The sequence below is a fragment of the Pseudomonas sp. AM4(2022) genome (assembly GCF_036346515.1).
Classification (GTDB): domain Bacteria; phylum Pseudomonadota; class Gammaproteobacteria; order Pseudomonadales; family Pseudomonadaceae; genus Aquipseudomonas; species Aquipseudomonas paracarnis.
Genome location: NZ_JAOTNW010000028.1, coordinates 26179 through 46594 on the forward strand (window position 1 = coordinate 26179; position 20416 = coordinate 46594).

The window sequence follows — 20416 nt, forward strand, 5'->3', positions numbered from 1 at the left end:
TGCTCTTGGGGCAGACTCCGGCCCGGCTGCTAGATTACCGGGTTGAGCGCTACTTGGTTCAGTGCTCAGCGTCCCGCTCGCCACACAAGAGAATTCAATGACTGTCAGTACCCCGCTCTCCGGCGTCAACCATCCGTTCAAAGGCATCCTGCTGATTGTGCTGGCGACGTTCCTGTTCTCCAGCCACGACGCCTTGTCCAAATACCTGGCCGGGTTCTACCCGATTGTGATGGTGGTGTGGGCGCGGTACATGGTGCACACCTTGCTGATGGCCGGGATCTTCCTGCCGCAATCGGGCCTGCGCGTGTTGCGCAGCAAGCGGCCGGGCATGCAGGTGGTGCGGGCGTTATGCCTGTTGGGCACCAGCCTGTTCTTCACCACGGCGCTGCATTACATCCCGTTGGCCGAAGCTACAGCGGTGAACTTCCTGGCGCCGATCCTGGTGACGGCGCTGTCGGTGCCGTTGCTGGGTGAGCACGTGACCCGTGGCCAGTGGCTGGCGGTGATCTGCGGGTTTATCGGCGTGGTGATCATCATCCACCCCGGCGGCGAGCTGTTTACCCCGGCGGTGTTGCTGCCGCTGTGCTCGGCGCTGTTCTTCTGCTTCTACCAGTTGCTCACGCGCATCCTCAGCCAATACGACAGCCCGACCACCAGCAACTTCTTCGCCGGCCTGTGCAACACCTTGGTGATGAGTGCAATGGTGCCGTTTTTCTGGCAAGTGCCGACGCTGTGGCACGCGGTGATGATGCTGGCGCTGGGCACCTGCGGGATGACGGCGCACTTGATGCTCACCCAGGCGTTCCGCTTCGCGGCGCCGGCCTTGCTGGCGCCGTTTGGCTATTGCCAGATCGTATTTGCGGGGTTGTTGGGCTGGCTGGTGTTCAGCCATACCCCCGATATGACCACGGTGGTGGGTATTGGGGTGATCTGCATGAGCGGGTTAGCCGCTGCCTGGCAGCAGCGGCGGCGTTAGTTAAACGTCTACCGTGGGGATCTTGCGCGGCGCCATGAAATACATCCACACCAGTGCGATGAAGTACATCGCCGGGATCAGGGTGAATAACACTGTGTAGTTGTTGTTGGTCACCGTGAGGATGTGGCCGACGATCTGGGTCATGAACATGCCGCCGATGGCCGCGCACATGCCGCCGAAGCCGAACACCGTGCTCATCATGTGCTTGGGCGTGTAGTCCATCACCAGGCTCCAGATGTTGGCGGTCCAGGCTTGGTGCGCGCCGATGGCCAGGGAGATGGCAAACACCGCGACCCACAGCTGGCTGGAGCCGGCCGCCATGATCACGCCGACGATGCAGCAGGCGAACAGCAGCATCGACAACAGCCGCGCCTTGATCGAGTTCATCCCACGGCCAATCAGGAATGACGACAGGATCCCACCGCCCACGCTGCCAAAGTCAGCGGTGAGGTAAATGATGATCAGCGGAATGCCCATCTGCGTCACGTTGATGCCCAGGTTGTATTGCTGGTTCAAGAACGGCGGCAGCCAATACAGGTAGAACCAGAACACCGGCGCGGTCAGCGAGTAGGCGAGGGCGAAGGCCCAGGTGCCACGCATGCGCAGGATGCGGCTGAACGGCACGCGGGGTTGTTCCGGTTCGACTTCCTGTTGCACGTAGTCCAATTCGGATTGTTTAACGGTGGGGTGGTCTTCCGGGTTGTAGTACTTCAAGCCCCAGAGCACCAGCCAGATACCGCCGAGTGCCGACATGCACAGGAACGCCGCCTGCCAGCCCCACACGTGCAGGATCAACGGCAGCAGCATGGGCGTCATCATCGCGCCGACGTTGGTGCCGGCGTTGAAGATGCCGGTGGCCACTGCACGTTCACCCGCCGGGAACCACAAGCGTGTGGTCTTGACGCAGGCCGGGTAGTTGGCGGCTTCGGTCAGCCCGAGGATAAACCGGCAGACCATAAAACCGACCGCCGAGGTGGCCAGGCCATGGGCTCCGGTGGCCAGGCTCCACAGCAGCACGGCGCAGAAGAACACGCGCTTGACGCCGACCCGGTCGATCAGGCGGCCTTGCAGCACAAAGCCGATGGCGTAGCCGACCTGGAACCAGAAGTTGATGTTGGCGTAGTCCATCGCCGTCCAGCTCATTTCCTTGGCGAGGATTGGTTGCATCACGCCCAGGGCGGCGCGGTCGATGTAGTTCAAGGTGGTGGCGAAGAACACCAGGGCCAGCATGCCCCAGCGCGTTTTACCCACGGCCAGGGCACCGCGGATCTTGTCGCCGATGCCGGCGTGCGGGTTGCCCGGGCGCGCGGCCAGGGCTGAATTTTGCAGAGGCATGAGGTTTGTACCCGTTTTTTGAAATTCTTATGGTGTGTTCTGGGTCTTTGTTACGTGAACGAATTGCCCGGTCGATGGTGCGCAGTGGTTAAAAAGTCGTCAATTCGCCAAAGGGGCTTAGTGTTCGATAATCGCACCAAAAACTAACCGGTTCGTACATTTTAATTGCTGCCTGTAGGCTGGGGGCGAATAATTTGCCACAAACAACAATTGCCGGGAGTCTTCCATGCAACGTTCTATTGCCACTGTGTCCTTGAGCGGCACCCTGCCGGAAAAACTCGAAGCCATCGCCGCCGCCGGGTTTGATGGGGTGGAGATCTTTGAGAACGACTTGTTGTATTACGACGGCAGCCCTCGGGAAGTTAGGCAGATGTGCGCCGACCTCGGCATCGCCATCACCCTGTTCCAGCCGTTTCGCGACTTCGAAGGCTGCCGCCGAGATCGCCTGGCGCGCAACCTGGAGCGTGCCGAACGCAAATTCGATTTGATGCAGGAGCTGGGCACCGACCTGGTGCTGGTGTGCAGCAACGCCTCGGCCGACAGCGTGGGCGACGAACGTATTCTGCTCGATGACCTGAGCCTGCTGGCCGAACACGCCGGCAAGCGCGGCCTGCGCATTGGCTATGAAGCCCTGGCCTGGGGCAAGCATGTGAACACCTGGCAGCAGGTGTGGAACCTGGTGCGCCAGGTCGACCACCCAAGCCTGGGCGTGTTGCTCGACAGCTTCCACACCTTGTCGCTCAAGGGCGACCCGAGCGGCATCGCCCAGATCCCGGGCGACAAGATTTTCTTCGTGCAGATGGCCGACGCGCCGATCCTGGCCATGGATGTGCTGGAGTGGAGCCGGCATTTCCGCTGTTTCCCAGGCCAGGGCGAATTTGACCTGGCGGGCTTTCTCGCGCCAATCATCAAAAGTGGTTACACCGGGCCCTTGTCCCTGGAAATTTTCAACGATGGCTTCCGCGCCGCGCCCACTCGTGCGAATGCGGCAGATGGCTTGCGTTCGTTGCTGTACCTGGAAGAGAAAACCCGCGAGCGCCTGGCGCAAGAAGCCCCCGCTGCGCCGGTGGACATCCTGTTTGAAACCCCGGCGGCCAGCGAGTACGACGGTATCGAATTCCTGGAATTTGCCGTGGATGAAAGCCTCGGCGCCAAGCTGAGCAATTGGCTGGAGCGCCTGGGTTTCGCCAAGGCCGGCCAGCATCGCTCGAAGAATGTGAGCCTGTTGCGCCAGGGCGATATCAACCTGATCCTCAACTGCGAACCCTATTCCTTCGCCCACAACTTTTTCGAGGCCCATGGTCCGTCGTTGTGTGCCACGGCGGTGCGGGTCAAGGACAGCGCCAAGGCCCTGGAGCGGGCGGTGGCCTACAAGGGCCAGCCTTATCGCGGCCTGGTCGGCCCCAACGAGCTGGAATTGGCCGCCGTGCGTGCACCGGATGGCAGCCTGATTTATCTGGTCGACCCCAGTGAAGGCGGGCTGTACGACACCGATTTCAACCTGCAAGCGGCCACACCCGCCAGCGGCGGCTTGTTGCGCATCGACCACATGGCCATGGCCTTGCCGGCCGACAGCCTCGACAGTTGGGTGTTGTTCTACAAAAGCCTGCTGGATTTCGAAGCCGACGACGAAGTGGTGCTGCCCGACCCTTACGGCCTGGTGAAAAGCCGTGCGTTGCGTAGCCGTTGCAGCTCGATCCGCCTGCCGCTGAATATCTCCGAAAACCGCAACACTGCGATTTCCCACGCGCTCTCCAGCTATCGCGGTTCGGGTGTGCACCATATTGCGTTTGATTGCGCGGACATTTTTGCTGAAGTACGCCGGGCCAAGGAAGCCGGTGTGCCGCTGCTGGATATCCCGCTCAACTACTACGACGACCTGGCTGCGCGCTTCGATTTTGACGACGAGTTCCTCAGCGAGCTGGCGTACTACAACGTGCTGTATGACCGCGACGCCCAGGGCGGTGAGTTGTTTCATGTGTACACCGAGCCGTTCGAAGGACGGTTTTTCTTCGAGATCATCCAGCGCAAGCATGGCTATGCCGGCTACGGCGCGGCCAACGTGGCGGTGCGTCTGGCGGCGATGGCCAAGTCACGCAGCGGTGCGGCGCGCCAGGCCCGTTTATAAGGGCAGGGCGGGTGCTTCCTTCGGGGAGCGCCTCGGCCCATAATCGGGCCTGCCCAAGCAATCGCCGTGAGCGCACCATGACCCTGACCCCTGACCTCTGCGCTGTGTCAGACACACCGCGCAAGAGTCGCAAGAACAATCCGGAAAAGACCCGCGAAAATATCCTGCAGGAAGCTATTGTCGAGTTTGTTCAGCAGGGCCTGGCTGGCGCTCGCGTGGACGCCATCGCCGAGCGCATTCACACCTCCAAGCGCATGATCTATTACTACTTTGGCAGCAAGGAACAGCTATACGTCGAGGTGCTGGAGAAGCTCTACGGTGATATCCGCAACACTGAAACGCGTATGAACCTCACCGCCCTGGAACCCCGTGAGGCGATTCGCCGGCTGGTGGAATTCACCTTTGATCACCACGACCAGAACGTGGATTTCGTGCGCATCGTCAGCATCGAAAATATCCACAACGCCGAATACGTCAAGCGCACCGACACCATCAAGGCGATGAACAGCAAAATCCTGGAAGGGCTGGGGGAGACCTTGCGCCGCGGGGCTGAGTTGGGGCTGTTTCGCGAAGGGCTGGAGCCGCTGGATGTGCACTTGCTGATCAACTCGTTCAGTTTCTACCGGGTGTCCAACCGGCACACCTTCAGCGAGATTTTCCAGATCGAACTGTCGGATGAGGCGATCAAGCAGCGCCATCGGGAAATGATTTGCGAGTCGGTGTTGCGCTACCTGCAAGCCTGAGAGCACCCGCTTTCAAGAATGAATCGAATCAATGCGGGAGCTGGGCTTGCCCCAATGCTGTAGGAGCGAGCTTGCTCGCGAAAAACGTCAACGATAACGCGTGCTTGCTGAATGAACGCGGCGCCCGTGAGTTTTTCGCGAGCAAGCTCGCTCCTACAAAAAGCTGGCATTGGGGCAAGCCCACATTTTGATGGGTTGGCATCCCTAGATATTCATGCTCTGGAAGTGCGCCAGCATCCGGTCTGCATCCGCCATTTCACCGCAGAACAACTCAAATGCCTTCACCGCCTGAAACACCGCCATATTGCCGCCGTCCAGCGTACGGCAACCCAAGGCGCGAGCGTCACGCAGCAGTTGGGTTTCCAGCGGGAAGTACACAATTTCCGCGACCCACAATTCGGCCCGCAACAACGCCGCTGGCACAGGCGTGCCGGGCAGCTTGGCCATGCCCATCGGTGTGGTGTTCACCAGGCCATCGGCCTCGGCCATGGCGTTTTCCAGGTGGCTGCCGACTTGAGCGCGACCGACGCCGAAATGCTGGGTAAGGTTATCCACCAGGTCCTGGGCACGGGCGCTGTCGACGTCGAAGAGGCTCAGTTGCTCCACACCCTCGGCCAACAGTGCATGGGCCACCGCCGCGCCCGCGCCACCAGCGCCCATCTGCACCACGCGTTGGCGCGGCACGCTGTGCAAGTTGCGTCGAAAACCTTCGGCGAACCCCAGGCAGTCGGTGTTATGGCCAATGCGCTTGCCGTCCTTGAACACCACGGTGTTGACTGCGCCAATGCCCCTGGCCTCATCGGAGAGTTCGTCGAGCAAAGGCAGGATCGCCTGCTTGCACGGGTAGGTAATGTTCAGCCCGGTGAAGTGCATCAACTCGGCGGCCCGCAATAGTTCCGGCAGGGCGTTGAGGTCCAGGTGCAGCGGCTCCAGGTCGATCAGGCGATACAGGTAGCGCAAGCCCTGGGCGTCGCCTTCCTGTTCATGCAGTGCCGGTGTGCGTGAGGCCTGGATGCCGGCGCCGATCAGGCCGGCGAGAATGCGCGGTTTCATCACGTGCGTCCCTTCAGCGTCAGGCTGAAATGTTCCAGTGCCAGGTGGTAGCCATGGCTGCCAAACCCGGCCAGCACGGCCTTGACGATCGGTGACACAAACGAGTGATGACGAAAGGCTTCACGGGCATGCACGTTGGATAAATGCACTTCGATCACCGGCACTTCACTGGCTACCAGGGCATCGCGGATCGCGACTGAGGTGTGGGTCCAGGCCGCCGGGTTGATCACGATGCCGGTGCAGCGGTTGCGAGCGGCGTGGATCCAGTCGAGCAATTCGCCCTCGTGGTTGGTCTGGCGAAACTCGATCTTCAGCCCGAGCTTGTCGGCGCTGCGACCACACAGGGCGGCAATGTCGGCCAGGGTTTCATGGCCATAAGTGGCAGGCTCGCGGGTGCCGAGCAGGTTGAGGTTGGGGCCGTTGAGCACCAGCACGATGGGCGGCATAGAGGCTTCTCCACAGTTCTTATTGGTTGTGGAGTCAAAATGTACTGGTTGGTTAATTTGGTCAATGGATGGCAGCGGATCTGTTCGGTGATCGAACGTTTAATCAGTGCAATTGCTGGATCACCGGATGATGGGCATTCGATTGAAGTATTGCGCGAGGTTGCTGAACGAGGAGGACTTTCGAGCGTTGGCCGGGTAGTTCCAGTTGTTGGCATCACTGGTTACAACCCGGCATTCGCCGGGTTTTTTGTGCTTACTAATCTGTGAAACAGCTTCGGGAATAGGAGCCGGTTGTCGGGTGGCAGAGGGAAATTGTTACCTGACGGAAAATAACCTAACGGATGGGTTACGATGAGAGTAGGTGCTTACAAAGGCTATGTCATTTCGGTGTTTATCAGGGATGAGCATTGCCCGCCCCATGTGCATGTCAGGGGCAAGGGATGGGATGCGCGGTTTCGTTTCAGTTTCCTGGATGGGGACGTTGAGTTGTGGGATGTAGAGCCTGAACGCAGACGGCCACCCATGGCGGTACTGAAGGAAATACGCGCGACGATCATGCAGCGGCACTACTTGGCGCGAGCACGCAGGATTTGGTGGGAAAAACTGCAGACGGTATGCCTGGAGAATCATTCCTGGGATTGGGAAACGGATGAACTCATTCCTGGATTGGTTATTCAGCGTGGTGTTTACGTGATTGCACGTGCCCGACACGATGTCGTAGGGCAAAAAACAATTTTGAATCTGGTCAGAGCCCCAGGTTTTGTGGAGATCGATTTATGAAAAAGATCATAAAAGCCAAAGTCACACCTTATGTACCTCTCACTGAAGCCGACGTTGACAAGGCAATCGCCCGAGGACGCAGGTTGAAACGCCTGTACGCCAACGCCAGCAATGTACGTTATGAACAAGACTGCCTCTCCATTGGCTTCTCCGATGGCAGCCGCGTCGTGTTGCCGGTGGCTGGCCTGCCAGAGTTCGAAGGGTTTTCAGAGAAGGATTTCCAGCAGTTGGAAGTGACTTTCGGAGGCAAGGCGATTAGCTGTGAAGCGCAAGACCTGGATGTTTCGATCACAGGGTTGATCGCTACAAGCCAGCCGCTGATGGACCTGGCAACCAGCCTGGTGGCATCACGTAATGGTCGTAAAAGCAGCGCGGCCAAGACCGCAGCGGCCCGGGCCAATGGCAAGAAGGGGGGCCGGCCGCGCAAGGAAGTACCGCAGCCCCCAGAGACAACAGACACTTGAATAAACTGTAGGAGCGAGCTTGCTCGCGAAAACCCCACAGGCACCGCGTTCATCCAGGAAGCACGCGTTATCGTTGACGTTTTTCGCGAGCAAGCTCGCGCCTACCCCGCCGTTTTATCGGCGGGTCAGCAACACACCCGATTCCATATGGTGTGTCCACGGGAACTGGTCAAACATTGCACACTGGGTGATCCGGTGCGTGTCGTGCAGTTGCGCGATGTTCGCCGCCAGCGTCTGCGGGTTGCAGGAGATGTACAGGATGTTGTCGAAGCGCCGGGTCAGTTCGCAGGTGTCCGGGTCCATGCCAGCGCGGGGCGGGTCGACGAAGACGCTACCGAATTCGTAGCTTTTCAGGTCGATGCCGTGCAGGCGGCGGAACGGGCGCACTTCGTTCAGGGCTTGGGTGAGTTCTTCGGCGGAGAGGCGCACCAGGGTGACGTTATCTACGCCATTTTCATCCAGGTTGCTCAGGGCCGCATTCACCGAGGTCTTGCTGATCTCGGTGGCCAGCACCTTGCGCACGCGGGTCGCCAGCGGCAGGGTGAAGTTGCCGTTGCCGCAATACAGCTCCAGCAAATCGTCCGGGCGATCGCCCAGCGCTTCATAGGCCCAGTTGAGCATCTTCTGGTTCACCGTGCCGTTAGGCTGGGTGAACGCGCCTTCGGGTTGGCGGTAGCTGAAGGTGCGGCCACCGACGTCGAGTTTCTCCACCACGTAGTCATGGCCGATCACATCGCGCTTGCCCTTGGAACGGCCGATGATGCTCACATTCAGCTCAGCGGCCAATGTGTTCGCGGCGGTGTGCCACTGTTCGTCCAGCGGGCGGTGATAACACAGGGTGATCATCGCGTCGCCGGCCAGGGTGGTGAGGAACTCTACCTGGAACAGCTTGTGGCTCAGGGCGGCGCTGGCTTGCCAGGCGGCCTTGAGTTGCGGCATCAACTGGTTGATGCGCTGGCTGGCGATGGGGAATTCTTCGATGAGGATCGGCGTGCGCTTGTCCTCCTGGGAGAACATCGCGTAGTGGCGCTCGCCGCCTTCGCGCCACAGACGGAACTCCGCGCGCAGGCGAAAGTGCTGCAGCGGCGAGTCGAAGACCTGCGGCTCGGGCGCGTCGAACGGTGCCAGCAGGTCACGCAGGCGCGTGACCTTGTCTTGCAGTTGAGCGGTGTAGCTTGCGGCGTCGAAAGTCATGCGTTGAACCAGCCCAGCTTGATCACAAACAGAATCGACAGGATCACCAGTGCCGGGTTCAGCTCACGGTAGCGGCCCGAAAGCAGCTTGATGGCGGTCCAGGCGATGAAACCGAAGGCGATGCCGTTGGCGATGGAGTAAGTGAAGGGCATCGCCAGGGCGGTGATCACCACCGGCGCTGCCACCGTAATGTCGTCCCAGTCGATTTCGGCCAGGCCTTGGCTCATCAGCACCGCCACAAACAGCAAGGCTGGCGCGGTGGCATAGGCCGGCACGCTGGCGGCCAATGGCGAGAAGAACAGCGCCAGCAAAAACAGGATCGCGACCACGATAGCGGTCAAGCCGGTACGGCCACCGGCGCTCACGCCTGCGGCCGATTCGATGTAGCTGGTGGTGGTCGAGGTGCCCAGCAGGGAACCGGCCATGGCAGCGGTACTGTCGGCGATCAGTGCGCGGCCCATTTTCGGCATATGGCCGTCCTTGCCCATCAGGCCGGCGCGCTTGGCGACGCCGATCAGGGTGCCGGAGTTGTCGAACAGGTCAACGAACAGGAAGGCGAAGATCACGCTGACCAGTCCGATGTCCAGCGCGCCCTTGATATCCAGCTGCAGGAAGGTCGGAGCCAGGGACGGCGGTACCGAGGTCACACCGATGAACGGCGTGAAGCCCAGGGCGATGGAGGCAACGGTCACCGCCAGGATGCCGATCAGTACCGCGCCGCGTACGGCCAGGGCTTCCAGCGCGACGATCAGCACGAAACCCAGGGTGGCCAGGATCGGCGCCGGTTGCTTCAGGTCGCCCAGGCCGACCATGGTGGCCGGGTTGCTCACCACGATACCGGCGTTATGCAGGGCGATCAGCGCCAGGAACAGGCCGATGCCGGCGGCAATCGCCGAGCGCAGCGGCAGGGGGATGGCGTTGATGATCCACTCACGAATGCGGAAGATCGACAGCAGGAAAAACAGCACCGCCGAAATGAATACCGCACCCAGCGCCACCTGCCAGGTGTGGCCCATGTGCAGGACCACGGTGTAGGTGAAGAAGGCGTTGAGGCCCATGCCCGGTGCCAGGGCAATTGGGTAGTTGGCGATCAGGCCCATTACGGTCGAACCGATGGCCGCCGCCAGGCAGGTGGCGACAAACACCGCGCCCTTGTCCATGCCGGTCTCGCCGAGGATGCTCGGGTTCACGAACAGGATGTAGGCCATGGCCAGGAAGGTGGTGATCCCCGCGAGAATCTCGGTGCGCACATTGGTGTTGTGGGCTTTGAGTTGAAACAGCTTTTCCAGCATGCCGGCTCCCTGTGACGCTAGTGTGCGTCGTGATTTGTTGACCTCTAAGTCAAAGCACAAACTGCGCCAAACGCTTGTGGTTTCAGAGAGGATCGGAAAAAGCGGCGCATCATACCAGCAGCTGAGGCTGTGTGGCGCATGGGCTTGAGGCATACTGCGCCGACGTTCAACAGCCGGTCATCAACAGCATGAAAAAAGCCAACCCGTGGAGTCTAGCTCTGATCGCCAGTATCAGCCTGTGGCTGGGCGTGGCACCGGCATGGGGCGCGGCTGCACCGGCCTTGAGCGAGGTGCGGGTGTTCAAGGTGGAATCGGCCAACTGCAGCGAAGCGATCCCGGAGCGGGTCAACACCACCCAGATGTGCGAGCACCGAGGGCCCACCCAGGTCTCGGTGATGGAAGTCGGCCTGGGCAACAGCCCCATGGGCCGCTTCAACGGCGCAGAGTTGAATGGGCAACGCACAGCGGTGTGCCAGGTCGGCAACATCAGTGAGGCGTGCAACGGCGTGGGCACCTTGATGGGCTACATCTATGTGTTCGACCTGAACGTCCAGGCCCAGGGCTGGTTCGAATTCACCAATACCTCGATCAACCCACCGCAAAACACCCTGAAAGCCCAGCTCAATATCCGCTGATCAATCATCTTGAACGCTCAAAACACCCGGAAGTCGTACCCCTAAGACGGCGATTTTCCTGAACGCCGCGGACGTACACCAACCCGTGAGGTGTTTATGAGCGCGACCCCCAATGGCGCGGCGGCCCAGCCGTTCGTCGCCCACCCGATACGCCTGACACTCAACGGCCAGGATCGCCAACTGAACGTGTTGCCCTGGACCACCTTGCTGGACTTGCTGCGTGAGCAGTTGGACCTGGTGGGCAGCAAAAAAGGCTGCGACCACGGCCAGTGCGGCGCTTGCACCGTGTTGCGTGACGGCAAACGCGTGAATGCCTGCCTGACCCTGGCCGTGATGTGCGACGGCGCCGAATTGACCACCGTCGAAGGCTTGGCCGACGGCGACCAACTGCACCCCATGCAACAGGCCTTTATCCAGCACGACGCTTTCCAGTGCGGCTATTGCACGCCCGGCCAGATCTGTTCTGCCGTGGGCCTGGCCAATGAAGGCCGCGCCCACGACCGTGCGCAGATCCAGGAATTGATGAGCGGCAACCTGTGCCGCTGCGGCGCCTACAACAACATCCGCGATGCCATCGAAGACGCGCTGCCGGCCTGCCGTCGCCAGGGAGGTGAGTCATGAACCCCTTCCACTACAGCAGGCCGACCGATGTGCAGCAGGCCGTTCAGATGAGCAGCGCCGCCTCGCGCTTTATCGCCGGTGGCACCAACCTGCTGGACCTGATGAAGGAAAACATCAGCCATCCCGAGCACCTGATCGACATCACCGGCTTGCCGCTGCATGACATTCAAGAGACCGCCGAGGGTGGCCTGCGTATCGGTGCGCTGGTGAGCAACGCCGACCTGGCCTGGCACCCACTCATTGAGCAGCGTTACCCGTTGCTGTCCCAGGCCATCCTCGCCGGGGCGTCCCCGCAGTTACGCAACATGGCCAGTACCGGCGGCAACCTGTTGCAGCGCACCCGTTGCTATTACTTCTACGACGCCGCGGTGCCGTGCAACAAGCGCCAGCCCGGCAGCGGCTGCCCGGCGCGCAACGGTTTGAACCGTATCCATGCGATCCTCGGCGCCAGTGAACAGTGCGTGGCCACCCATCCATCGGACATGTGCGTGGCCCTGGCGGCGCTTGCAGCGCGGGTGCATGTAGAAGGACGCGGCGGCGCGCGGGTGATCGAGTTCGCCGACTTTCATCGCTTGCCAGGCGATGCGCCGCAACGTGACAACCAATTGGCCGACGATGAGCTGATCACCGCGATTGAACTGCCCGCCGATCACTTGGCCCGCCACAGCCACTACCTGAAAATCCGCGACCGGGCCTCCTATGCCTTCGCCCTGGTGTCTGTGGCCGCCGCCTTGGAACTGGACGGCGATGAAATCATCGACGCCCGCCTGGCCTTGGGCGGTGTGGCGCATAAACCCTGGCGTGACCGCGCAGTGGAAGCCTTGCTGATTGGCCGCACGGTCAGCCGCGAAACCTTCAGCGCCGCCGCCGATGCCCTGCTGCAAGACGCCGAACCGTTGGAACACAACGGCTTCAAGGTCAAGCTGGCCCGGCGCGCAATCATTCGTGCCCTGAGCGACGCCGCCGTCGCAGGAGAACAGCCATGAGCGCCATCGGCAAACCCCTGGACCGCGTCGACGGTCTGCTCAAGGTCACCGGCCAAGCGCGCTATGCCGGTGAATTTCCCGAGGACGGCCTGCTGCATGGCAGCGTAGTGTCGAGCACTATCGCCAAAGGCCGGGTGCTGCGCATCGATGCGTCCAAGGCGTTGGCCTTGCCCGGTGTGGTGGACGTCATCCATCACCTCAATCGGCCGAAAATCGCCAGCTATGACGAGGCCTTCGCCGATGCCGATGCGGCCGATGGCTCGCCTTTTCGCCCGCTGTATAACGACCGGGTGCTTTACAGCGGCCAGCCCCTGGCCCTGGTGATCGCCGATAACCTCGAACTGGCGCGGCACGCCGGCTCGCTGGTACAGATCGACTACGCCCCCGAAGCCTTCGAAACCGACCTGCTCACCCAGCAAGCGGCGGCGCACCTGTCGCCCCAGGCTCCGCCCAAGCCGCGAGGCAACTTCGAGGCTGAATGGGCCGGTGCCGCAATCAGTCTGGACTTGCACTACAGCACGCCCATCGAGCACCACAACCCGATGGAACCCCACGCCAGCACCGTGCTGTATCAGCCCGACGGCAGCCTGCATATTCACGACAAGACCCAGGGCCCGCAGAACTGCCAGGCCTATGTGCAAAAAGTCTTCGGCCTGGATAAGAGCCAGGTGCGCATCTTTGCCGCTTTCGTCGGCGGTGCCTTCGGTTCGGGCCTGCGCCCGCAATACCAATTGCCGCTCGCGGTGATGGCGGCCATGGCGCTCAAGCGTTCGGTGCGCGTTACCCTGACGCGCCAGCAGATGTTCACCTTTGGCTATCGCCCGCGCACCTTGCAGCGTTTGCAGATTGGCGCCGCCGCTAATGGACGCTTGCTGGCCCTGGGGCACACCGCGATTGGCCAGACGTCGCGGTTTGAGGATTTCAGCGAGCACGTGGTGGAGTGGAGCGGCATGCTCTATAACTGCGACAACGTGCAGTTGACCTACAAGCTGGCGCCGTTGGACGTGTTTACCCCGCTGGATATGCGTGCCCCCGGTGCAGCACTTGGCGTGCTTGGCCTGGAGTGTGCCATGGACGAACTGGCTTGTGCCCTGGCCATCGACCCGGTGCAATTGCGCCTGATCAACTACGCCGAACGCAACCAGAACGAAGACAAACCCTGGTCGAGCAAGGCCCTGCGCGAGTGCTACAGCGAAGGCGCCGAACGCTTCGGCTGGCACCAACGCAACCCGGAACCGCGCAGCATGCGTGACGGCCGCCAGTTGATCGGCTGGGGCATGGCCGGCGGGGTGTGGGAAGCCATGCAGATGAAAGCCAGCGCCAAGGCGCGCCTCGACGCCGAGGGCAAGCTCACCGTTAGCAGCGCCACCACCGACATTGGTACCGGCACTTACACTGTAATGACTCAAATCGCCGCCCAGGCCAGTGGCGTGGCCATGGCCGACGTGCGTTTTGTGCTGGGTGATTCGTCGTTGCCCACCGCGCCGTTGCAGGGCGGCTCGTTTACCGTCTCGTCCGTCGGCACTGCCGTGCAGCAAGCGTGCGAAGCGCTGAATGCCAAGTTGCTGAAGATCGCCCGGCAGACTTATCCGGTATTCAAGGATGCCGATTCGGCTCGGTTTGAAGACGGCCAGCTACACAGCGGTGACGTGAGCGTGTCGTTGGCGCAATTGGTCAAGGACAGCGGTGAAGAGGCCTTGGAGGTACAGGTCGACAGCCAGCCCGACAAGAAGCGCGAGGGTTATGCCAGCGCTACTCACTCGGCGGTGTTCGTCGAAGTGCGGGTTGATGAAGACCTGGGCACCATCAAGGTCAGCCGTGTGGTCAGCGCCATTGCCGCTGGGCGCGTGGTCAACCTCAAGATGGCCCGCAGCCAGATCCTTGGTGGCGTGGTGTGGGGCATTGGCATGGCCCTGCATGAAGAGACCCAGGTCGACCATGAACTGGGGCGCTACATGAACCACAGCCTGGCCGAGTACCACATCCCGGTGAACGCCGATATTGGCGAGATTGACGTGCTGTTTGTCGAAGAGCACGACGAGATCGTCAATGCGCTCGGGTCCAAGGGCGTGGGGGAAATCGGCATTGTCGGGGTGGCGGCGGCGGTGGCGAATGCGATTTACCATGCCACCGGCAAGCGGGTTCGGGAGTTTCCGATTACCTTGGATAAGGTGCTGTAGCGCAAACCGTCAGGCCAATGAGGTTCCAATGTGGGAGCTGGCTTGCCTGCGATAGCGGTGTATCAGCCACCAGAAAGTTGCCTGATACACCGCTATCGCGGGCAAGCCCGGCTCCCACAGGATATGGCGGTGACGCCTATGGCTTGGGTTCTTCCACCGGCACATGCATACGATCACGGTTGGCCAGGGTCGGGAACAGCTTGATCCACACCCCGGTCACCACCAGCGTGCCCACCCCGCCCATCACCACCGCAGGCACGGTGCCAAACCAGTGGGCGGTAATCCCGGATTCGAATTCGCCCAATTGATTGGACGCACCGATGAACAGGCCATTGACCGCACTCACCCGCCCGCGCATTTCATCTGGCGTTTCCAACTGCACGAACGACGCACGGATCACCATGCTGATCATGTCCGCCGCCCCCAGTACCACCAGCACCGCCAGTGAAAACCAGAACGAAGTCGACAGACCGAAGGCAATGGTTGCCACCCCGAACACGCCGACGGCGGTGAACATCACGCGGCCCACCTGGCGGTCTACCGAGAAACGCGCGAGCCACAGTGACATCAGCAATGCCCCCACGGCCGGGGCCGACCGCAGCAGGCCCAGGCCCCAGGCGCCGGTCAGCAGGATGTCCTTGGCGAACACCGGCAACAGCGCAGTGGCGCCGCCCAGCAGCACGGCAAACAGGTCCAGGGAAATGGCGCCGAGAATGTCCGGGCGGCTGCGGATAAAGCGAATGCCGGCCAGCAGCGAGTCCATGGTGGCCTTGGCTTTGTTCAGCGGGGTCTGGCGTGCGGGCAGGTTAAGGGTCAGCACGCAGGCGATCAGGTACAGCGCCACGGTGGGGCCGTACACCCACACGCTGCCAAACGCGTAAAGCAAACCGCCCACGGCCGGTGCGACGATGGTCGCCAGTTGCTGGGCCGATTGCGAGGCGGCCACAGCGCGGGGGAACAGCGCGCTGGGCACGATGCTGGGCAAGAGCGCCTGGGTGGTGGGCATTTCAAACGATCGCGCGGCGCCCAGCAGGAAGGCGAGGATAAAGATCATCTCGCGGGTCACGTTGCCGGTCAGGCCACCGATGGCCAGGGACAAGGCAATCAGCGCCTGCAAGGTCTGGCAGATGGCAGCGACCCTGCGGCGTTCATAGCGATCAGCCACGTGCCCGGTGTGCAGCATGAACAACACGCGCGGCACGAACTCCACCAGGCCGACCAGGCCTAGGTCCAAGACGTTGCCGGTCAGTTGGTAGAGGTTCCAGCCGATCGCCACGGTGAGCATCTGGAAGCCGCTGGCGGTAAAGATCCGCGCCAGCCAGAACGCGATGAAAGGGCGGTGGTGACGTAACAGCAACGCAGGTTCACTGGGCATCGGCAATCAGGTCGGCAACGGGAGAAGGGCGAGATTAGCATCAAGCTGTAACAAATAGTTGCAAGAACTGAGCTGAGGCAAGCTGTCACGCGGCAAAAGACCACACAGTCCTACTGCAAAAATGGGACTACTCTTTCAACGATGCTTGATCCAGATCAAAACCTGCCCCGGGATTGTTCTGGCGGCCGAAAGGCCAGATTCCCCACGCGATGGGTAATAAAAGAAACGAATTGAAATTCGCCACACTCCATATCCGTGGGGGCAGTGGGTGCAGGCTCCCAGCCAGCAGCCGGTATTACCTGACAGAGGAAGACTTATGTTCGGTTTGGAGGCGCTAGATCTCGCCCGAATTCAATTCGCGTTCACCATCTCATTCCACATCCTGTTCCCGGCGATCACCATCGGCCTGGCCAGTTACCTTGCGGTGCTGGAGGGCTTGTGGCTCAAGACCCACAACGACACCTACCGTGACCTCTACCATTTCTGGTCGAAGATCTTTGCCGTCAACTTCGGCATGGGCGTGGTATCGGGCCTGGTCATGGCCTACCAGTTCGGCACCAACTGGAGCCGCTTCTCGGACTTCGCCGGTGCCGTCACCGGGCCGTTGCTGACGTACGAAGTGCTCACGGCCTTCTTCCTCGAGGCCGGTTTCCTGGGTGTAATGTTGTTCGGCTGGAACAAGGTGGGGCGCAAACTGCACTTCTTCGCCACGGTGATGGTGGCCGTGGGTACGTTGATCTCCACGTTCTGGATTCTTGCCTCCAACAGCTGGATGCAGACGCCCCAGGGCTTTGAAATCATCGATGGCCGCGTGATCCCGACCGACTGGCTGGCGGTGATCTTCAACCCGTCGTTCCCCTACCGCCTGATGCACATGGCCACAGCGGCGTTCGTGGCCACGGCCTTCTTCGTCGGCTCGTCGGCGGCCTGGCATTTGCTGCGCGGCAAGGACAACCCGGCGATCCGCAAAATGCTCTCGATGGCGATGTGGATGGCCCTGATTGTTGCGCCCATCCAGGCGGTGATCGGCGACTTCCACGGCCTCAATACCCTCAAGCATCAGCCGGCCAAAATCGCCGCGATTGAAGGCCACTGGGAAAATATCGGCAACGAGCCGACGCCGCTGATCCTGTTCGGCTGGCCGGACATGAAAGCCGAGAAAACCAAATACGCGGTCGAGATTCCGTACCTGGGCAGCCTGATCCTGACTCACTCCCTGGACAAGCAGGTGCCGGCGCTCAAGGAGTTTCCGCCTGAAGACCGCCCCAACTCGACCATTGTGTTCTGGTCGTTCCGGGTCATGGTCGGCCTGGGGTTCCTGATGATCTTCACCGGTCTGTTCAGCCTGTGGCTGCGCCGGGGCGACAAGATGTACACGTCCAAACCGTTCCTGTACCTGGCGCTGTGGATGGGCCCGTCTGGCCTGATTGCGATTCTGGCCGGCTGGTTCACCACCGAAATCGGTCGCCAGCCCTGGGTGGTCTACGGGTTGATGCGCACGGCGGATGCCTCCTCCGGGCATAGCCTGACGCAGATGACCATCACTTTGGTGTTGTTCGTGGTGGTGTACTTCGCGCTGTTCGGCGCGGGCCTGGGCTACATGATGCGCCTGGTGCGCAAAGGCCCCGTGACCCACGACAGTACCGAGCCAACCCACGGTGGCCCTGGCCAGAAACGCACCCCGGCGCGTCCGTTGTCTGCTGCCGACGATGGCAGTGATAACGACCACGACCACATCCAGCACAAGGGGAATTGAGATGGGTATTGATCTTCCGCTGATCTGGGCCGTGATCATCATCTTCGGCATCATGATGTACGTGGTCATGGACGGCTTCGACCTGGGGATCGGCATTCTCTTCCCGTTTATCCCGGGCAAAGTCGACCGTGACGTGATGATGAACACCGTGGCGCCCGTATGGGACGGCAACGAAACCTGGCTGGTACTCGGCGGCGCGGCGCTGTTCGGCGCGTTCCCGCTGGCCTATTCGGTGGTGTTGTCGGCGCTGTACCTGCCGCTGATCCTGATGCTGATCGGTCTGATCTTCCGCGGCGTAGCCTTTGAGTTCCGCTTCAAGGCCAAGGACCACAAGCGTCACCTGTGGGACAAGGCGTTTATCGGTGGCTCGCTGGCGGCGACCTTCTTCCAGGGGGTGGCGTTGGGCGCCTTTATCGACGGTATTCCGGTGGTGGACCGCCAGTTTGCCGGCGGCTCACTGGACTGGCTCACACCCTTCACGATGTTCTGCGGCGTGGCGCTGATCGTGGCGTATGCCTTGCTCGGCTGCACCTGGCTGATCATGAAGACCGAAGGCAAGTTGCAGGAGCAGATGCACAACCTGGCGCGGCCTTTGGCGTTTGTAGTGTTGGCGGTGATCGGCATCGTCAGCATCTGGACGCCGCTGACCCACCCGGAAATCGCGTCGCGCTGGTTCACCTTGCCGAACCTGTTCTGGTTCCTGCCGGTGCCGATCCTGGTGCTGGTCACCATGTACGGGCTGATCCGCGCTGTGGCACGTAACGCGCACTACACGCCGTTCCTGTTGACGCTGGTGCTGATTTTCCTCGGCTACAGCGGCCTGGGGATCAGCCTGTGGCCGAACATCATCCCGCCGTCCGTGTCGATCTGGGATGCCGCCGCGCCGCCGCAAAGCCAGGGCTTCATGCTGGTGGGCACGCTGTTCATCATCCCGTTCATCCTGGGCTACACCTTCTGGAGCTACTACGTGTTCCGCGGCAAGGTCACCCACGAAGACGGTTACCACTAGGAGGGGTGAAACATGTCCAAACCTTCGTTGCACGAGATTGAACAGGCCGAGAAGCAGCCGTTGTGGCGGCGCCTGGGGTGGCTGGCGATGATCTGGACCGGCAGCGTGCTGGCGCTGTTCGTGGTGGCCAGCCTGATGCGCATGTTCATGAATGCGGCAGGCCTGAGCACCCACTGACACCAATAATGTAGGAGCGAGCTTGCTCGCGAAAAACGTCAACGATAACGCGTGCTTCCTGAATAAACGCGGCGTCTGTGGGTTTTTCGCGAGCAAGCTCGCTCCTACAAAAAAATCAGGGTTTTTTTTATTTTCGCGCTTTGAGGATTACGAACTTGGGTGTGGCGGCTACTTGCTCGACACCGCGGAACAACCGCGCCAGCTTGCTGTGATAGCCCAGGTGACGATTCCCGACGATATACAGGGCGCCGCCGACCACCAGCGCTTCGCGTGCCTGCTGGAACATGCGCCAGGCTAGGAAGTCGCCGACCACTTGCTGTTGGTGGAACGGCGGGTTGCACAGCACCACGTCCAGCGACTGCGCCTCCTGGCCGGCCAGGCCGTCGTCGGCACGTACGCTGACGTCCCGTTCACCCAAGGCGGCTTGCCAGTTTTCGGCGGCCGATTGCACGGCCATGTACGACTCATCCACCAAGGTGTAGTGCGCGTCGGGGTTTTGCAGGGCGCTGGCAATCGCCAGTACGCCGTTGCCGCAGCCCAGGTCCGCCACGCGGGCGCTGCCCAGGTTTTTTGGCAGGTGCGGCAGGAAGGCGCGGGTGCCGATGTCCAGGCCTTCGCGGCAAAAGACGTTGGCGTGGTTACGCAACTCGATGACGGGCGCGTCCAGGGTATAGCGGGTCGGGTAGGGTGAGACCGCAGCAGGGCGCGGCTCAACGCTGGCGATCAACAGCCGCGCCTTTTTGACCGCCAATGAGGCGTGCATGGGCCCGATATAACGCTCCAGCAATTCGCCCGCAGCCCGTGGCAAATGCTTGACCATCGCACCTGCGATTACCTCGGCGCCGGGCGCCAGTTGCCCTTGCAGGCGGATCAGTTGTTCTTCCAGCAACGCCAGGGTTTTCGGCACGCGGATCAGCACGCGATCGAATGGCCCGGTCGCGAGCTGGCTGGCCGGTATGAAGGGCACGGCGTCAAAGGGCTTGCCGTTGCGCACCAGGTTTTTTTCCAGGCCCTGGGCGGCGAGGAACGAGTCACCGCTGGAGGTCACTTGCACCTGGCCTTGAAGGCTGGCTGCCAGGGCGCCGAAGCTGTCATTGAGGACCAGCACGCGGGTGGCAGCAGTAAGCTGTTGCGCGGCGAGGTGGCTGAGCAGGTATTCGTCGGCGGCATCGAAGGCTTGCAGCGGATCATTGTGTTGCTCTGGCTGACGAATCAGGTCGAGCTGGGCGAAAGGGCTGTCAAGCAGGGGCATGGTGGGGCAAGGCT

General features: G+C 61.4%; 20 protein-coding genes. 13 read left to right on the top strand and 7 right to left on the bottom strand.

What is annotated here, in order from left to right; genetic code table 11:
* The first annotated feature begins 97 nt into the window (after positions 1-97).
* Positions 98-976, top strand: a complete 879-nt coding sequence (locus ODQ19_RS25405; RefSeq protein ID WP_003194370.1) for a DMT family transporter — start codon at positions 98-100, stop codon at positions 974-976.
* On the opposite strand, the gene ODQ19_RS25410 is transcribed toward ODQ19_RS25405, so the two are convergent.
* Positions 977-2311, bottom strand: a complete 1335-nt coding sequence (locus tag ODQ19_RS25410; RefSeq protein WP_058410081.1) for an MFS transporter — start codon at positions 2309-2311, stop codon at positions 977-979.
* Positions 2312-2537: 226 nt separating this feature from the next.
* Here ODQ19_RS25410 and quiC point away from each other — a divergent pair, with 226 nt between their 5' ends.
* Both quiC and ODQ19_RS25420 read left to right on the top strand, forming a co-directional pair.
* Positions 2538-4439 carry a 3-dehydroshikimate dehydratase QuiC gene (gene quiC / locus ODQ19_RS25415; protein WP_330211541.1) on the top strand — a complete coding sequence of 634 codons (1902 nt, stop codon included), beginning with the start codon at positions 2538-2540 and terminating at the stop codon, positions 4437-4439.
* A 77-nt stretch (positions 4440-4516) separates the two neighbouring features.
* On the top strand, positions 4517-5182 hold the full coding sequence (locus tag ODQ19_RS25420; protein ID WP_116664971.1) for a TetR/AcrR family transcriptional regulator: 666 nt from the start codon (positions 4517-4519) through the stop codon (positions 5180-5182).
* A 204-nt stretch (positions 5183-5386) separates the two neighbouring features.
* Here ODQ19_RS25420 and ODQ19_RS25425 read toward each other — a convergent pair whose 3' ends face one another.
* Together ODQ19_RS25425 and aroQ are read right to left on the bottom strand one after the other, a co-directional pair.
* The gene (locus ODQ19_RS25425) at positions 5387-6235 is read right to left on the bottom strand and encodes a shikimate dehydrogenase (RefSeq protein WP_116664970.1); all 849 of its coding nucleotides are present in this window, start codon (positions 6233-6235) and stop codon (positions 5387-5389) included.
* On the bottom strand, positions 6235-6681 hold the full coding sequence (gene aroQ / locus ODQ19_RS25430) for a type II 3-dehydroquinate dehydratase (RefSeq protein WP_330211542.1): 447 nt from the start codon (positions 6679-6681) through the stop codon (positions 6235-6237). The genes ODQ19_RS25425 and aroQ overlap by 1 nt, the downstream gene beginning before the upstream one ends.
* A gap of 39 nt (positions 6682-6720) precedes the next feature.
* Here aroQ and ODQ19_RS25435 point away from each other — a divergent pair, with 39 nt between their 5' ends.
* From ODQ19_RS25435 to ODQ19_RS25445, 3 genes are all read left to right on the top strand, one after another.
* Positions 6721-6948 (top strand): hypothetical protein, encoded by a 228-nt coding sequence (locus ODQ19_RS25435; RefSeq protein WP_330211543.1) that lies wholly within the window; start codon positions 6721-6723, stop codon positions 6946-6948.
* 84 nt (positions 6949-7032) lie between these two features.
* Positions 7033-7461 (top strand): DUF4160 domain-containing protein, encoded by a 429-nt coding sequence (locus ODQ19_RS25440; protein WP_330211544.1) that lies wholly within the window; start codon positions 7033-7035, stop codon positions 7459-7461.
* Positions 7458-7925 carry a DUF2442 domain-containing protein gene (locus tag ODQ19_RS25445; protein WP_330211545.1) on the top strand — a complete coding sequence of 156 codons (468 nt, stop codon included), beginning with the start codon at positions 7458-7460 and terminating at the stop codon, positions 7923-7925. Before ODQ19_RS25440 ends, ODQ19_RS25445 begins: the two co-directional genes overlap by 4 nt.
* Positions 7926-8039: 114 nt before the next feature.
* On the opposite strand, the gene trmA is transcribed toward ODQ19_RS25445, so the two are convergent.
* Complete coding sequence (gene trmA / locus ODQ19_RS25450) at positions 8040-9119, bottom strand: tRNA (uridine(54)-C5)-methyltransferase TrmA (protein ID WP_330211546.1); 1080 nt, start codon at positions 9117-9119, stop codon at positions 8040-8042.
* Positions 9116-10411 carry an NCS2 family permease gene (locus ODQ19_RS25455; protein ID WP_330211547.1) on the bottom strand — a complete coding sequence of 432 codons (1296 nt, stop codon included), beginning with the start codon at positions 10409-10411 and terminating at the stop codon, positions 9116-9118. The genes trmA and ODQ19_RS25455 overlap by 4 nt, the downstream gene beginning before the upstream one ends.
* 188 nt (positions 10412-10599) lie before the next feature.
* Between ODQ19_RS25455 and ODQ19_RS25460 the strand changes: the two genes are divergently transcribed.
* From ODQ19_RS25460 to ODQ19_RS25475, 4 genes are all read left to right on the top strand, one after another.
* Positions 10600-11046 carry a DUF4879 domain-containing protein gene (locus ODQ19_RS25460; RefSeq protein WP_330211548.1) on the top strand — a complete coding sequence of 149 codons (447 nt, stop codon included), beginning with the start codon at positions 10600-10602 and terminating at the stop codon, positions 11044-11046.
* A 96-nt stretch (positions 11047-11142) separates the two neighbouring features.
* Positions 11143-11667, top strand: a complete 525-nt coding sequence (locus ODQ19_RS25465; RefSeq protein WP_054896161.1) for a (2Fe-2S)-binding protein — start codon at positions 11143-11145, stop codon at positions 11665-11667.
* Positions 11664-12653, top strand: coding sequence for an FAD binding domain-containing protein (locus ODQ19_RS25470; protein WP_020301733.1), 990 nt, complete (start codon positions 11664-11666; stop codon positions 12651-12653). Before ODQ19_RS25465 ends, ODQ19_RS25470 begins: the two co-directional genes overlap by 4 nt.
* The gene (locus tag ODQ19_RS25475) at positions 12650-14833 is read left to right on the top strand and encodes a xanthine dehydrogenase family protein molybdopterin-binding subunit (protein WP_330211549.1); all 2184 of its coding nucleotides are present in this window, start codon (positions 12650-12652) and stop codon (positions 14831-14833) included. Before ODQ19_RS25470 ends, ODQ19_RS25475 begins: the two co-directional genes overlap by 4 nt.
* Before the next feature lie 136 nt (positions 14834-14969).
* Here ODQ19_RS25475 and ODQ19_RS25480 read toward each other — a convergent pair whose 3' ends face one another.
* A complete protein-coding gene (locus tag ODQ19_RS25480) occupies positions 14970-16208 on the bottom strand; it encodes an MFS transporter (protein ID WP_205548073.1) in 1239 nt (412 codons plus the stop codon).
* A gap of 316 nt (positions 16209-16524) precedes the next feature.
* Here ODQ19_RS25480 and ODQ19_RS25485 point away from each other — a divergent pair, with 316 nt between their 5' ends.
* Genes ODQ19_RS25485 through ODQ19_RS25495 form a run of 3 tightly spaced genes read left to right on the top strand, consistent with a single transcriptional unit; the run spans position 16525 to position 19150 of the window.
* Positions 16525-17964, top strand: coding sequence for a cytochrome ubiquinol oxidase subunit I (locus tag ODQ19_RS25485; protein WP_034133746.1), 1440 nt, complete (start codon positions 16525-16527; stop codon positions 17962-17964).
* 1 nt (position 17965) lies between these two features.
* A complete protein-coding gene (gene cydB / locus ODQ19_RS25490; protein ID WP_014720024.1) occupies positions 17966-18973 on the top strand; it encodes a cytochrome d ubiquinol oxidase subunit II in 1008 nt (335 codons plus the stop codon).
* 12 nt (positions 18974-18985) lie between these two features.
* Positions 18986-19150 carry a DUF2474 domain-containing protein gene (locus ODQ19_RS25495; RefSeq protein WP_003194328.1) on the top strand — a complete coding sequence of 55 codons (165 nt, stop codon included), beginning with the start codon at positions 18986-18988 and terminating at the stop codon, positions 19148-19150.
* Positions 19151-19277: 127 nt separating this feature from the next.
* On the opposite strand, the gene ODQ19_RS25500 is transcribed toward ODQ19_RS25495, so the two are convergent.
* Positions 19278-20402, bottom strand: coding sequence for a class I SAM-dependent methyltransferase (locus tag ODQ19_RS25500; RefSeq protein ID WP_330211550.1), 1125 nt, complete (start codon positions 20400-20402; stop codon positions 19278-19280).
* Positions 20403-20416 lie beyond the last annotated feature (14 nt).

Excerpts from the sequence above, each read along its gene's own strand:
- ODQ19_RS25445 (WP_330211545.1), top strand. The coding sequence starts at position 7,458 with ATGAAAAAGATCATAAAAGCCAAAGTCACACCTTATGTACCTCTCACT.
- ODQ19_RS25410 (WP_058410081.1), bottom strand. The coding sequence starts at position 2,311 with ATGCCTCTGCAAAATTCAGCCCTGGCCGCGCGCCCGGGCAACCCGCAC.
- ODQ19_RS25405 (WP_003194370.1), top strand. The coding sequence starts at position 98 with ATGACTGTCAGTACCCCGCTCTCCGGCGTCAACCATCCGTTCAAAGGC.
- ODQ19_RS25425 (WP_116664970.1), bottom strand. The coding sequence starts at position 6,235 with ATGAAACCGCGCATTCTCGCCGGCCTGATCGGCGCCGGCATCCAGGCC.
- ODQ19_RS25420 (WP_116664971.1), top strand. The coding sequence starts at position 4,517 with ATGACCCTGACCCCTGACCTCTGCGCTGTGTCAGACACACCGCGCAAG.
- aroQ (WP_330211542.1), bottom strand. The coding sequence starts at position 6,681 with ATGCCGCCCATCGTGCTGGTGCTCAACGGCCCCAACCTCAACCTGCTC.
- quiC (WP_330211541.1), top strand. The coding sequence starts at position 2,538 with ATGCAACGTTCTATTGCCACTGTGTCCTTGAGCGGCACCCTGCCGGAA.
- ODQ19_RS25435 (WP_330211543.1), top strand. The coding sequence starts at position 6,721 with ATGTACTGGTTGGTTAATTTGGTCAATGGATGGCAGCGGATCTGTTCG.
- ODQ19_RS25465 (WP_054896161.1), top strand. The coding sequence starts at position 11,143 with ATGAGCGCGACCCCCAATGGCGCGGCGGCCCAGCCGTTCGTCGCCCAC.
- trmA (WP_330211546.1), bottom strand. The coding sequence starts at position 9,119 with ATGACTTTCGACGCCGCAAGCTACACCGCTCAACTGCAAGACAAGGTC.
- ODQ19_RS25455 (WP_330211547.1), bottom strand. The coding sequence starts at position 10,411 with ATGCTGGAAAAGCTGTTTCAACTCAAAGCCCACAACACCAATGTGCGC.
- ODQ19_RS25500 (WP_330211550.1), bottom strand. The coding sequence starts at position 20,402 with ATGCCCCTGCTTGACAGCCCTTTCGCCCAGCTCGACCTGATTCGTCAG.
- ODQ19_RS25440 (WP_330211544.1), top strand. The coding sequence starts at position 7,033 with ATGAGAGTAGGTGCTTACAAAGGCTATGTCATTTCGGTGTTTATCAGG.
- ODQ19_RS25470 (WP_020301733.1), top strand. The coding sequence starts at position 11,664 with ATGAACCCCTTCCACTACAGCAGGCCGACCGATGTGCAGCAGGCCGTT.
- ODQ19_RS25475 (WP_330211549.1), top strand. The coding sequence starts at position 12,650 with ATGAGCGCCATCGGCAAACCCCTGGACCGCGTCGACGGTCTGCTCAAG.
- ODQ19_RS25485 (WP_034133746.1), top strand. The coding sequence starts at position 16,525 with ATGTTCGGTTTGGAGGCGCTAGATCTCGCCCGAATTCAATTCGCGTTC.
- cydB (WP_014720024.1), top strand. The coding sequence starts at position 17,966 with ATGGGTATTGATCTTCCGCTGATCTGGGCCGTGATCATCATCTTCGGC.
- ODQ19_RS25480 (WP_205548073.1), bottom strand. The coding sequence starts at position 16,208 with ATGCCCAGTGAACCTGCGTTGCTGTTACGTCACCACCGCCCTTTCATC.
- ODQ19_RS25460 (WP_330211548.1), top strand. The coding sequence starts at position 10,600 with ATGAAAAAAGCCAACCCGTGGAGTCTAGCTCTGATCGCCAGTATCAGC.
- ODQ19_RS25495 (WP_003194328.1), top strand. The coding sequence starts at position 18,986 with ATGTCCAAACCTTCGTTGCACGAGATTGAACAGGCCGAGAAGCAGCCG.